Genomic DNA, 13,545 nt, shown 5'->3' on the forward strand with positions numbered 1-13,545 from the left:
AGACATATCAGCAGGAATATAATGAGTTTATTAAGAAGTTTGGGTTTGAAAGGTTAGAAGGGTGAAGGTTGGGCTAAAGCCCATTCCACTCTACTGCATTCTAACCCCCCAGCTGAAGCTAGGGGTTATTCAGACCAAACTGGTGTAGATTACTTTCACCTTATGAATAACCCCGTGGTCTAGCCCGGGGTTGAGTATGGCGCTGATTTATTCGGCTTTAGCTCAACTCTTGAGTATACTATCTTAATCTAGAGTAATCCAGACCATAAGAGGCAGCACTACTTCAACTTATTAAAAACCCCACGTTCCCGACAGTGGTATGGGCAAATTCATAAGTTAAGGCTAAAGCACTATCAGTTTACAGGTTCTTTTAGGAAGCCGTCTCAGGTTTCGAGACGGCTTCTTTTGTTTTATATGGCAATGTTATTGTTCTGTTAAATAAGGAATTGTAATGAAACTACATCTGTGTCCCATCGTCTAAACTACAGTTGCCTAAAACTTCATTTTATAATTTAATTGAATTAGCCTTTAACGAATTATACCTTTTTTAGGTACAAGAAAGCCTCTCAGTTTTTGCTGAAAGGCTTTTTATATATATGTTATCTCAATCCTGTCGCGTTCCGGCAATATGCTGCTATCAATTCAAATTCAGGAAAATGACAGAACACAAATCAACGTTTGAGTCTGCTATGGCGGACTGAATGAGATCTCAGAGGTTTTTAAAGACTATCTAAATGCCACTTGAGGGATTTAAAAATCTATGTTAGGCAATTTTAAATTGATCTAAGTTTACCATCTTATAATCACACTTCCCCACGTGAAGCCACTTCCAAAAGCAGCAAGAACAACTAAATCACCTTCTTTAATTCTACCTTGCTCCCAAGCTTCTGTAAGTGCAATTGGGATAGATGCCGCTGTCGTGTTACCGTATTTTTGGATGTTATTAAAAACCTGATCGTCTGTCAGTTTCAATTTTTGCTGAATAAATTGTGATATGCGCAAATTCGCTTGATGTGGAATTAGCATATCAATATCTTTTACATCTAGGTTGTTAGCTTCCAAACCTTCTTGAATTACTTCAGAAAAACGGACTATGGCGTGTTTAAAAACAAATTGGCCGTTCATATAAGGGTAATACGGAATGTTTTCTTGTGGATTGTCTGCTATAATCTGCGGCACCCAATATTCGGTACTTGGCCCTTGCAACGACAATTCGTTTTTGTGCTGTCCCTCGCTATGAAGATGCGTAGATAGGATTCCGCCCTTTCCAGAGTCGTTTCTAGAAACTACTGCCGCTCCTGCCCCATCGCCAAAAATCACGGAGACTCCACGGCCACGGTCAGACATATCGAGTCCGCCACTATGGTTTTCACTACCAATCACCAAAACGTTTTTATACATTCCAGTTTTTATAAATTGGTCGGCCACCGAGATTGCATATACAAATCCGCTACACTGATTGCGGACATCTAAAGCTGGAATGGTTCGCATTCCCATCATTTCCTGCACTTCTACCCCTCCCCCTGGAAAATACATATCTGGGCTAAGTGTTGCAAAAACAATCATATCTATAGCATCTGGAGCTAGTTTTGCACGATCTAAAGCGATTGTTGCGGCTTTTACCCCCATTACCGAAGTAGAGTTACCATCACCTTTCTTTATGTGCCGTCTTTCCTTAATCCCAGTTCGCTCTTGAATCCAGGCATCATTGGTATCCATTAATTTCGCCAAGTCATCATTCGTGACCACATTTTCAGGAACATAATATCCTAATCCCGTTATTTTTGAACTATACATATACATCGTTTTTAAAGAATGGGGAAAGATACATATATACTGCTTTTCACGGAAATAAATTGAAGTTTATGTATTCGGAGACTACAATCGAAACTTGAAACCGTCAATTTATCAATATGAAACAACACCATCACGGAATTACAGTCTATTAGCAAAAACGCATTACAATCATAAATTTGAATATCTTTAGGCCTTTAAAATTTTTTACTATGAAAAACACTATTGCATTTATTGCATTTCTCCTCCTTTCAAGCAACTTTATTGCTCAGGAAAAGCTGACGTATCAAAAACCTCCTAAAGAAATCTTAGAACTTGTAGATGCGCCATTAGCGCCTTCGGTTTGGATTGATAGTAATGGTGAAAACGTCGTGCTTTTATATCGCGATGCTTATAAATCTATTGCCGAGCTCACTGAAACCGAACTTCGACTGGGCGGGCTTCGTATAAACCCAAAAACCAATATTGGTAGCAGAACCCGCTATTACAATAATATTAAGGTTAAAAAATCTACTGAAAAGGATGCTCGCCAAGTAGTTGGACTTCCAGAAAACGCGAGGATTTCCAATTTTTCAATTTCACCAAATCAAAAAATGATTGCGTTTTTAAACACTTCGGAAGATGGTGTTCAATTGTGGCTGGCTGATGTTGAAAATGCAACTGCAAGAAAGCTAAGCTCCTTGAAATTAAACGCCAATATGGGAAATCCCATCAATTGGTTTAAAGAAAGTAATGCACTGTTAGTAAACGTAATACCAAGTGACAGAAAGGAGTTGATAAACACTTCTGAAGCAGTACCAGAAGGACCTACCATTTCGGTTAGTGATGGTGAAAAAGCGCAAAACAGAACGTATCAGGATTTATTAAGCAGTCCGAATGATGAATACAACTTTGAGCAATTAGCGCGTTCAACCGTTAAAAAAATCACCTTAACTGGCGAGGTTTCCGACTTTCTTCCTACGGCTATGTATGACGACATCGAGTTTTCGCCAGAGGGAAGTTATGTAATGGTAAATACAATTAAAAAACCATTCTCATATATAGTTCCTTATTACAGGTTTCCATTCGAAACAAATATTTACGACACCAACGGAAACTTAGTTCAAAAAGTAAACGACGTGCCTTTAAACGAAGTACAGCCAAAAGGTTTTATGGCTACTCGTGAAGGAAAAAGAAGAATGAATTGGCGTTCGGACAAACCTGCTACATTATATTGGGCAGAAGCATTGGACAAAGGAGATCCTGAAGTAAAGGTAGATCACCGAGATGCTGTTTATGAACTTGCAGCTCCTTTTAAAGCTAAAGAAAGATTACTTCTTAAAACCATAAATCGTTATTCGGGTATTATCTGGGGGAACGACAACATCGCAATCGCTTCAGATTATTGGTGGAATGACCGAAATACGAAAAGTTATATTTTCAATCCTTCTAATAATTCAGAAGCGCCAAAGATTATTTTTGACAGAAGCTATCAAGACCGATACAGCGATCCAGGAAATTTTGTTACCACTCGAAATGATTATAACGAACGCGTATTGGAAATCAACAGAAATACGGCGTACCTAATGGGAGACGGTTTTTCTGAAAAAGGACAATTCCCTTTTATTGATGAGTTTAATTTAAAAACACATAAAACAAAACGTGTTTATGAATCTGCTTATACCGATAAACTTGAGAACCTAAACTCGGCTATCGATATGAAAAAGGGGAAGATTTTAGTTCGAATCGAGTCGCAGAATGAATACCCTAATTATTACTTCAGAAACATTAAAAAGAAGAATGATTTAACACCAGTTACTTCATTTGAAAACCCGTTTAAGAGTATTCAAAATGTTCATAAGGAAGTTATCTACTACAAACGTGATGACGGATTAGAGCTTGAAGGCACATTGTATTTACCTATTGGATACGACGTGAACAGTAAAGAAAAAATGCCGATGATTCTTTGGGCATATCCACGTGAATATAAGGACAAGAGCAGTGCAGCACAGAGCACTACAAACCCGAACGAATTTATATACCCATATTACGGTTCGCCAATTTACTGGGTAACGCAAGGTTATGTGGTTTTAGACGATGCGGCATTCCCTATTGTGGGTGAAGGCGACGAGCAACCAAACGATACTTTCGTAACTCAATTGGTTGGAAACGCAAAAGCAGCGATTGATGCGGTTGAGGAAATGGGATATATTGACAGAAACCGAGTTGGCGTTGGCGGACACTCATACGGTGCTTTTATGACTGCAAACCTACTAAGTCATTCGAATCTTTTTGCTGCGGGAATTGCAAGAAGTGGTGCGTATAACAGAACGCTTACTCCTTTCGGTTTTCAAAGTGAAGAAAGAAGCTACTGGGATTCACCTGAAACATATAATACAATGTCGCCATTTATGAATGCAGACAAAATGAAAACGCCATTGTTATTAATTCACGGGGAAGCAGATAATAACTCTGGAACCTACCCATTGCAAAGTGAGCGTTATTTCAACGCCTTAAAAGGATTAGGAGCAACATCCCGTCTGGTTATGCTTCCAAAGGAAAGCCACGGATATAGCGCCAAAGAAAGCGTGCTTCACGTTTTATGGGAACAACACGAATGGCTTGAAAAGTATGTGAAAAATAAAGAAGATAACGAATAAGGCCAATAGCCAAGCGCTTATTACTTACTCAATTAAAATAGATAATAATTAGCTTCATTGCTAGTTTGCCACGTTCTATAACGGAAGTCCTAAAGTAAACATAGATTTTTAAAGTGAGTTAAAGCTTTAAAACTATCAGGACACCTTATAGAACGTGGTTTTTTTATGGGTGTTTGGTAGATCGTTTGGAGCTGCTTCCCTCCTTTTGACTGAATATTATCAATTAGGAATATTCATAAATGGTTAAGAGCAATATATTATTTGTTGGTTTATCTAGGATTCGCAGAAGACACGGACGCCGCCACGTGGGAACCTTTGTTATAGGCGGTAAAGATGAATTGTAAATAGGTTGGAATGGGATTTGGATTGGGGAAACCTAACAGGTATTTTCCTTGGTTTCAAAAGAATTGTGAGCCCTTTTACCTTTTTATCTCGTGAGATGAAGGCGTGGAATAGACCTGTTAGGTTAGGTTTGGTTTAGTTATTTAGGTTTTCTTTTTTTCTTGAACTTTCCTAGTTTTGGTTTTAGGAAGAGGTTTAGGAAACAAGACAATACGAAGCTGATTACGGCACCAATGGAGGCTAAAAGAGCGGTAATTAAAATATCTTCGACTCTTATTAGGCTTAGAGATGAGAGAAAGGTACCACTAACGGTACCCATCCATATTGAGTTGTAATTAGTTTCCATCATCATTCACTTTACTTGCTTGCTCCTCATTGTCATCATCTACTGCGGCTTGGCTTACAGCCGTTACTACCGTGCCAGCAACGACTACATAAGTAGCAATTGAGATTAGCCAGGCAGGAATACTTACGGGGGCTGCTAGAATTGTTCCTCCTGCTGTTGCTAGGCCTACGCCAAGTGTTCGTAATATCCTAAAGAATTTAGGTGTCGGTTTTTTGTATCTGTCTAAGATATTCATATCGATTTGAATTTATGTTTATTGTTATTTTCTCATTTCTATCTCTTGCTTGATAAATGACGGATAGTAATTTTTCTAAGGCGAATCTTGAATAAATGCCTGTTCCTATTCCCGTTAAGTGCATCACAGGAGCGATACAGCCTTCTAACTCTTCTAGCGCATTGTTGGCCGGATGAAATAGGATTGTACTTCTTTTATAAACATCCAATACCTCCAAGTGTCTTTTAAACTTTTGAGAGTATCTGGGTTTGAGTTCATACTTGCCTTCCGGAATACAGGAAACACCTTTTTGGTTTTCCTTCCACGGAAGCTCAATGGTGAAACAGACGAAGTGTCCGTTTAAAGTGAGGGTACCATTAGTACCCCCACTCTTATACACCCTTGTTAGCGTGAGTTCCATTCTTAAATGTCATCGACTTTTACGACATTTAGGGCGTTAAAGGCCCCATTTTTTAAGGAATAGTACTCACCATTTACTTCCTGTTGAAATTCGATTCCCAATACAATCACTACTGGATTGGGCGAATTAGGGGTCAGCGAAGCTGTTAAGTTTGTAGCTGCTACAGTAGTATTGTCATACGGCAATACTCCCATTTCCATTTCATCGTAAACAAATTCTTTGTTTTCGAAGTCTAACTCGGCTGAGCCCAATGCAATTTTGTAATGGGTTGTTCCAGCGGGTGCGGTAATTTGCGCAGTAGCACTAAATTCATTAAAAGAAATAGAAGCCTCTCCTGCTACCCGATCGAAACCGCAAGTATACAGACCGAAAAAAGTGGTGTCTAACTTGCCATTTAGGTTGAAGTCAAAATGTTCCAGCAACTTTAAATTGCCATCATCCAATGTACGTTGCCCTCTTGCATTTACGGGGTCGGTTTTAATAATGGCCAAAAGTTGGCTTGTTAGTCTACTCACCACACGACGATCTTTTGCATTTTGCATTAGGGAACGTATGGAGTTTCGAAGGAGTTTACCACCCCGACCGGCGCGGCCGAATTCGGAGTTGTTTTCTCGAGTTCTCGCGAATGCGGGACTGTGGAGAATCTTGTTGCGGTCTATACCGCCTTTTGCCCGAGCAAGATGCCCGTCTTCAGTTTTGTAAAAAGAAACATCATCGATGGTCCCTTTTAATTTGATAATACCAGCTTGTTTTGCCATGATATAATTATTTAAAGTTAGCTGCAAAGATGCGGCGGTAGAAAGGGCGTTGTTCACAAGTTGGGTACGAATTGGGGGGTTGGGGTTTCGGGTTTCTAGTTCAGGTGTTGGATGCTGAGTGATGGATGGAGATGGGTGCTAAGGGTTCTTAGAACAGAGAACAGAGAATAGAGAATAGAGAATAGAGAATAGAGAGGTAATACTTTTGTTAAGTGAAGGTGGTGTAGTTAAAATTTGGGGTTGGGCTTCGGTACTAACTTCGGTTTTGCGCTGCACACTCAAATTCACTCAGCCACCTTTATATAATTGTTTTAATTTGATTTATTACTGGGGGATGGAGAATGCTGAGGACGGCTGGAGGAAAACGAAATCGAAAACGGCAACGAAGATGAAGATGTGGGTTTGTAGGCTTTTCAACTGGCGTTTAGGAGAAGGGTGTTAATTGGAGTGGTTTACCGTGGAGTTTTCCCTTTGCTCCCTTCGACTGCGTTAAGGATATGCCACTCGGGGGAAGGGAAATAGTTAAATTTAATTATAATTAGACTCGGATTGGATGTGCTGTTTTTAGAGGGGGGTTTGAGGGAGGCTATCGTATTTTTTCTTCCATTTATTGCCCAAGTTGGGGGAATATGTGGGTGGTATTTTAAGAGAATGGAAATCTTGGTAGAAATGACCGAAATGGGATTGAAAATGTATGTTATTTTTTAATGGCTTTTAATGGCTTATCTATGGCTTATCTATGGCTTATCCGTGGAGCATCTATTTCTTTCAATATTTATTGGGAAAAAATGGAGATGTAAGACAGAAAGACTTAGGACTTAAGACTTTTGTTATGTGAAAAACTGGGGATTTCAAATTTAGGGGTTGGCCTTCGTTACGTTTTGAGAGCTATATGATATTAGAGCTTTCATTAAATAAACGTTGGAGCTTTCAAAACACTCAGGCACCGAAGATTAGTAAGGTGATTAATATCTCTTTAATGTTGGTTATTCATTGTTATTTGTTATTAGGGATTTGGGGTTGGATTTTTGTTAGTCGTCTGCTTGTATTATTTTGTTTATGAGGCTTTTTTTTAGGGTGTCGAGGAGTTTTGTAGGTTTTCTTTTTCTGGTTCTTATTTCGAGGAAAGACCGGTAAATGTTTTCGATTTTTGTGGAGAAAATACCTTCGATATTTTTGGCTACCTCATTTATACCCGCTTGACCGTTGTTTACTAGTCCGGAGGAATGTAGGGCGTACACTAGTTCTACGAGGTCTGTTTTGGTGCCTGTCCATTTGAGGTTTGAAGTTGTTATATTATTGTCTAATGACTTTCTTTTTTTCGGGGATAGCTTTTTCTTTAGGTAGTTTATGGTAAGGGTGTTACCTAAAATTTTCGCTAATACCATGTCTTTTGAACTTGAAAAGTTTGGATCTATGATAGATGTAATGGAGGTGCAACAATATGATGTTATGTTTGAATTTCTCGTAAAAAACGAAGAATCCCTATGAGATAGTCCTCTAATATAATATTCATAAAATTCTCTTTGCTCGACAAAATATTTTTTAAATACAGCGATCTGTTCTACGTAAAAATTTTGCTTTGTTATGTTATTTGTCATAAGCTTAGCACGTTCAATAGCAACCGTATTCACAAAATGAATTAGAAATCCAACGATTTTAGGTTTAACTGTTTTAAAAAATTGGCATTCTTCCTCAATGTCTTTAAAGCCATTCTTTAAAACCCTTTTGCGTATCATCTCTAAGGAATCACTACATAGTGCTATTCCCTTTTCGGCTTTGCTATACACATTGGATGATTGGTTATCCAGTTGTTGTAATTGGATTTCCAACTGTGAAAGTACTTCGCTATAAAAATTCATAATATGGAAATTAATGGTTACGTGAATACAATTTATTATGATTATTAGATAGTAAATGAAGGATGAGCTCTCAATAATGACGGGTCAACCATCAAATAGAGTAATTACATTTTTTTAATATGCGTATTCTATTTATTAGCTATGCGCCACTATTTAGTTTTTAATAAGTCAGCACTTCAGGCCACTCAAATCATAACGATTATTGAAGAGGTTAAGGGTTTTCATTGTGTAGCTGTATTACATACTTTAAAAGATATTTTACAATATAAAATACATTGTACTCCCGAATTAGTTATAATTAATCTAGATGATTTTGAGTTTTATATTTCAGATATTTTAACTAAAATCAGTAATAGCTTTGGGTTTCCTCCAAAATTAATAGGAATAACAAGTTCCTATAAAACTGCTTATGAAGCTAATAATTTGGGGGTTGGAGTGCTAATTGGCCCAGACATGGAACTAGCTTCGCTCCTACCTAAAATCAAAGAACACCAAGCTGCAGTAAGGCGGACATATTATTGTATTTCCTCTTATAAGGATTTTCATTATATACCTTTAAAACAGTTACTCTTTCTTCGGGCCGATAATAGGACTACCGACTTTATATTACAGGACGGTAAGACAGTTTGCGGTTTCAACACCTTGAAGTATTATTCAAAAGAGCTTCCCGACAATTTTATAAGAGTTAACCGAAGTTTTATAGTGAATGCCCATATGGTACGACGCATAAATTATTTAAAAAAGCGAATCCAATTAGCTGGGACTTCCGATTATATTCCTTTCACAAAACACTATTTAGCGCAAGTTGATGGCATCAAGAAGATTTTGACCAAGTGTTAAAATACCAAAAGTGCTTATTAAAAGGGCATCTCACTTCACTAGCTAGCAAACTCACTACTTCAAGAGTTATTTATTTCGACATAGCGAAAGTGTCGATTATTTTAGTGAAAGGAAGTTGCTCTCCTACTGGCCTATTTGCCAGTTTCATTGTGCACGATGATTCTCGCTTTTTCAAGTGAGGCTACTTTTTATTGTTTAACATAAACCCGTACACCATGAAAACTAAACTAATTTACCTCAGCCTTATCATTTTTATAGGAATACAAAGTTCCTGTACCCCTACTCCGATAAACAACGAAAGCAACACTTATCATGCTCCGCCCATTTATGGCACGAGTGGTGAACACAGTGCAGAACCTGATAATGAAAAGGATTAAAACACATAACTACCTGATTTTAAGAGAAGCCTTTACAAATAGAAAGGCTTTTCTTACTTTTGATTTCTCCTCAAATGAATCGACCATGTTCCGCACCTGTATATTTTGTTGGAAGGAATTTCCTTATGTTGTCATTCTCATAATTTATACACTTCCTTTTTTAACCAATTCACAAAACACTGATTCTGCATCTGATTTTGAATATTTTATAAAAAAGGCACAGGATGTTTCCCTTTCCATTGAAACGCGAAAAGAACTATTAAGAGAATCACACGCTGCGTTAAAACACATTTCTGCGGATAGTATTAAGTATTTTAAGACCAGTAAAATAGTTGAAATTTCTAGTTCTTTAAAAGACTCTATTTTATTTCACAGTATAGCATCTGAGAATCATGCGTTGGCGAAAACCTTAGATAATCCATCTATACTTGGAGATTCGCATTGGAATTATGGTTCTTATTATTTACGAGAACACGACTACGAACAAAGCTATTTTCATTACAATAGTGCGTTCAAGTATTTTACTTCAGCCAACAGTTTTTACTATGCAGGAAAGATGTTGTACAACATGGCTTATATTTCTCGACAGTCAAATGACTTTACAGGTGCTGAAATTTTATTATTCCGCAGTATTAAAATCTTTGAAAGCACGAATAATATCAAGCAACTTTATAGGTGTTATAATCTGTTGGGCAATAATTCGGATGATTTGGAGGAGTTTCAAAAGTCGCTACACTATTACAACGAGGCTGCACGGATGATACCTAAGTTAGAGAATTCAGAATATTATCAATTAGAGAATTTAAACAACCTTGGGGTTCGTTTATACAAAATGAAATTATATAAAGAGGCACTCACTGTTTTTAATAACGCACTAGCCTACCCAGCAATTCTGAAGTTGGAACCATCATTACACGCAAGGTTATTGGATAATAGCGCATTTTGTCAGATTTCTATAGGTCGGTATGAGGATGTAGCGCATTCTTTAAAATTTGCGATGGCTTTGCGAGACAGCATTGAAGATACTGCGGGTTCGGTTATGAGTAGAATGCGTCTTGCATTATATTACGGAAAGGTAACAGATACCATACAAGCTATAGATTATGCAAAGGAAGGACTTCGTTTAGCCAAAGGGTATTACTTAAACAGCAATGTACTATACGGGCTTGAGCTTTTGGCTGCATTGGATACGGATAACACCAACCATTATTTAACACAACATATATCATTAAACAAAAGTCTCAATACTCGAGACCGCCGGCTGAGAAATAAGTTTACTGCCATACAGTATGAAACTGATAAGTATATTCAGGAGAATGAGCGGCTTTTTAGCCAGCGGATGTGGATTTTTATTATCGCTATTTCTGTCACTACTATTTTAGTTCTCATTTATATAAATTCCCGTCAGAATGCTAAAAACAAGGAGCTTCTATTTGAACGGGAGCAGCAACAGTACAATGAAGATATGTTTTTGATGGCGTTATCACAAAAAACAAACTTAGAAAAGGGAAAGTTAGAAGAGCGTCAGCGTATTTCACAAGAGCTTCACGATGATATCGTTTCACGGCTATTTACACTTCGATTTAGGTGGCAGTCGGTTAAATTATCGGGAGCAGCTAGCATGGAGATGCTTCACCAACAGTTTTTAGTGACACTCGAGCAATTGGAAACCGATATCAGAAACTTATCTCATGAGCTTAGAGAGATTGTATTTTTTCAGGAAGATAGTTTTTCGATAATCTTGAAAAAGATTGGGCTGGAAAAGAGTGAGATAGGAAAATTTGAATTTTACTACCAATGCAACGAGCCGGAAGTGTGGGAGCGTCTCCCCTATGTAACTCAAATTCAATTGCGGCGTTTATTTGAGGAAGTACTTCAAAACGTTGTTAAACACGCCCAAGCTTCAAAAGTAAGCGCTCATTTATATCGGGAATTGGATATTCTCAATATTGAAATAAAAGATAATGGAATGGGCTTTAATCCTACTAAATCTAAAATAGGCATTGGTATGAAGAGTTTAAAAACCCGAAGTCAAAAACTCAAGGGTAAATTTGATATACACGCTCCTATAGGTGTTGGCACCACCATCAGCATACAAATTCCATTTAACCCTTCTTTACCATGAAAAAGCAACACCTAAACATTTTAATGATAGATGACCACGCTATGATACTTAAAAGCTATGTGGACGTACTAAGAGTATTGGAAAGTCAAACTGAAACTTACCATTTTAATATTGAACAAGCGCACTCAATTATGGAAGCCACAGCAACTTTAAGCGAAGGTTTTAAAAAAAGGCAACTTCACATGGTGCTATTGGATATTGGGTTACCTCAATACAAAAATTATCTATCAGGCTTGGATCTAGGCGTTGCAATTCGTAAAGATTATCCCAACTGCAAAATAATGGTTATCACTGGTTACAATCACTATCACTTGATTCAAAAGTTATTAGACTCTGTAAAACCCGAGGCTCTTCTCATTAAAAGTGAAATAAATCCTGATGGCTTTAAGTTAGCATTTCTAGATGTTTTACAGCAAGTACCACATTATTCTAAAACAGTTCGGAAATATCTAACTCAGATTCCATCCAAGCCCATGGTTTTAGATCATTACGATGTACTGTTATTATTCTATTTGTCTGAAGGAAAACGAACCAAAGAGCTACCTGCGGTGCTACCTATCTCTATGGCTTCTATTGAAAGAAGGAAACGTAAATTAAAGGATATTCTTCATCTTGAAGCAGATAGCAGTGATGTGCAATTGTTGAATAGAGCAAAAGAAGAAGGGTTTTTGTAGCGCTGGAGGGAATGGGGATTAACGATTTACGATTGGGGATTGGGGATTGGGGATTTGAGGCTAAAGCCTAGATGTTTGATGCACGAGCGCTACGCTGCACGATGGGCGTTGAGGAAGGAAGAAGGAATAGCGAATGTTTAGTTATAAATTTCCGATGTAGAAGTTGAGCGGGGATTTATGATTGGGATTTGATGCTAGATGCACGAAGATAGATGGGAAAGGATGATTATTCATGTTTTGTGTGATGCAATTGAACACCACGCTTAAAACATTGCCTAAGTCTAAAACCTGACAGGTCTTTGAGACCTGTCAGGTTTGTTTCAGACTAGCCTAGTTCGTATGCGATTTGAGATGGGAGTCTTGATACTTTTGACATGTTGAATAACGAATCTTAAACTAAATGATAGGCGTATGAATCGTCACTCAAGCTATTAAAATGTGAGCTATGAAACCACGGGAAATTAAATACTTGCTAATCGAACAATTGCCCTCATTCTTATCAGCATTCAGAAATGGAATTGGTGAGGCCAAAGCGCCTATATCTCACTTCAATTTTAATGGACATATTATCCACACCATGGAGCAATCGGAAAATGCAATTGCTGCACTATTAAAAAATCAGAATCTCCACCTTGTTTGTATAAATCAGAATTTCCCACTATCCCCTACTACCGGTTTTGATTGCTCAATAGCATTCCTGAAATATATCAAAGCCAATTATCCCAATATCAAGATTATCATTACAATCCAAAATGCCACAGTGTTTAATTTAAGAAAACTAGGTGTGAGAATAGATCCAGATAGTATTATAGAAGTGACAGATGCTAGTCAGGAAACTATTATAAAAGCTTTTGTAGAAACTATTGAAGTCGGTATATACTTTAGTAAAACCATACTGCAATTGCAACGAATTTATAGAACGAACCTTCATATTGTTGATGATATAGATTATCATATTCTACACGAATTATCGCTGGGAACCAAAAACATTGATCTTCCGAAAAAGATATTTCTCTCCTCAACTACAATTAATAGAAGGAAACATAAACTAAAGGATTTTCTGGGAATTACAGATCAATCTGATTCTGCGTTGATTCGGAAAGCTAAGGAATTGCGATATGTATGAGGGGTGAAAGGAGAGTATAGATGCTAG

The 13,545-nt window shown here is 37.6% G+C and carries 11 protein-coding genes; 6 read left to right on the plus strand and 5 right to left on the minus strand.

Going from position 1 to position 13,545, the window contains the following annotated elements; all coding sequences use genetic code 11:
* Positions 1-789: 789 nt before the first annotated feature.
* The gene (locus BLW28_RS11690; RefSeq protein WP_073219750.1) at positions 790-1,797 is read right to left on the minus strand and encodes a 3-oxoacyl-ACP synthase III family protein; all 1,008 of its coding nucleotides are present in this window, start codon (positions 1,795-1,797) and stop codon (positions 790-792) included.
* 209 nt (positions 1,798-2,006) lie between these two features.
* Here BLW28_RS11690 and BLW28_RS11695 point away from each other — a divergent pair, with 209 nt between their 5' ends.
* Positions 2,007-4,433 (plus strand): alpha/beta hydrolase family protein, encoded by a 2,427-nt coding sequence (locus BLW28_RS11695; RefSeq protein ID WP_073219740.1) that lies wholly within the window; start codon positions 2,007-2,009, stop codon positions 4,431-4,433.
* Between the two features lie 677 nt (positions 4,434-5,110).
* On the opposite strand, the gene BLW28_RS11705 is transcribed toward BLW28_RS11695, so the two are convergent.
* From BLW28_RS11705 to BLW28_RS11720, 4 genes are all read right to left on the minus strand, one after another.
* The gene (locus tag BLW28_RS11705) at positions 5,111-5,356 is read right to left on the minus strand and encodes a hypothetical protein (protein ID WP_073219737.1); all 246 of its coding nucleotides are present in this window, start codon (positions 5,354-5,356) and stop codon (positions 5,111-5,113) included.
* Positions 5,319-5,756, minus strand: a complete 438-nt coding sequence (locus BLW28_RS11710; protein WP_073219734.1) for a DUF5675 family protein — start codon at positions 5,754-5,756, stop codon at positions 5,319-5,321. Before BLW28_RS11710 ends, BLW28_RS11705 begins: the two co-directional genes overlap by 38 nt.
* A 2-nt stretch (positions 5,757-5,758) precedes the next feature.
* Positions 5,759-6,514: a hypothetical protein gene (locus BLW28_RS11715; RefSeq protein WP_073219732.1), complete on the minus strand. Its 756-nt coding sequence runs from the start codon at positions 6,512-6,514 to the stop codon at positions 5,759-5,761.
* Positions 6,515-7,545: 1,031 nt separating this feature from the next.
* Positions 7,546-8,376, minus strand: a complete 831-nt coding sequence (locus BLW28_RS11720; RefSeq protein WP_073219730.1) for an RteC domain-containing protein — start codon at positions 8,374-8,376, stop codon at positions 7,546-7,548.
* Positions 8,377-8,517: 141 nt separating this feature from the next.
* Between BLW28_RS11720 and BLW28_RS11725 the strand changes: the two genes are divergently transcribed.
* From BLW28_RS11725 to BLW28_RS11740, 5 genes are all read left to right on the plus strand, one after another.
* Positions 8,518-9,216, plus strand: coding sequence for a LytR/AlgR family response regulator transcription factor (locus tag BLW28_RS11725; protein ID WP_073219728.1), 699 nt, complete (start codon positions 8,518-8,520; stop codon positions 9,214-9,216).
* 215 nt (positions 9,217-9,431) lie between these two features.
* Positions 9,432-9,593: a hypothetical protein gene (locus BLW28_RS15760; RefSeq protein ID WP_159431771.1), complete on the plus strand. Its 162-nt coding sequence runs from the start codon at positions 9,432-9,434 to the stop codon at positions 9,591-9,593.
* A complete protein-coding gene (locus BLW28_RS11730) occupies positions 9,580-11,718 on the plus strand; it encodes a tetratricopeptide repeat-containing sensor histidine kinase (protein WP_159431770.1) in 2,139 nt (712 codons plus the stop codon). The genes BLW28_RS15760 and BLW28_RS11730 overlap by 14 nt, the downstream gene beginning before the upstream one ends.
* Positions 11,715-12,392 carry a response regulator gene (locus BLW28_RS11735; RefSeq protein ID WP_073219725.1) on the plus strand — a complete coding sequence of 226 codons (678 nt, stop codon included), beginning with the start codon at positions 11,715-11,717 and terminating at the stop codon, positions 12,390-12,392. The genes BLW28_RS11730 and BLW28_RS11735 overlap by 4 nt, the downstream gene beginning before the upstream one ends.
* A 445-nt stretch (positions 12,393-12,837) precedes the next feature.
* Entirely contained in the window at positions 12,838-13,518 is a 681-nt protein-coding gene (locus BLW28_RS11740; protein ID WP_073219722.1) for an AsnC family protein, read from the plus strand.
* Positions 13,519-13,545 lie beyond the last annotated feature (27 nt).

It is taken from the genome of Aequorivita viscosa, assembly GCF_900106795.1.
GTDB classification, from domain to species: Bacteria; Bacteroidota; Bacteroidia; order Flavobacteriales; family Flavobacteriaceae; genus Aequorivita; species Aequorivita viscosa.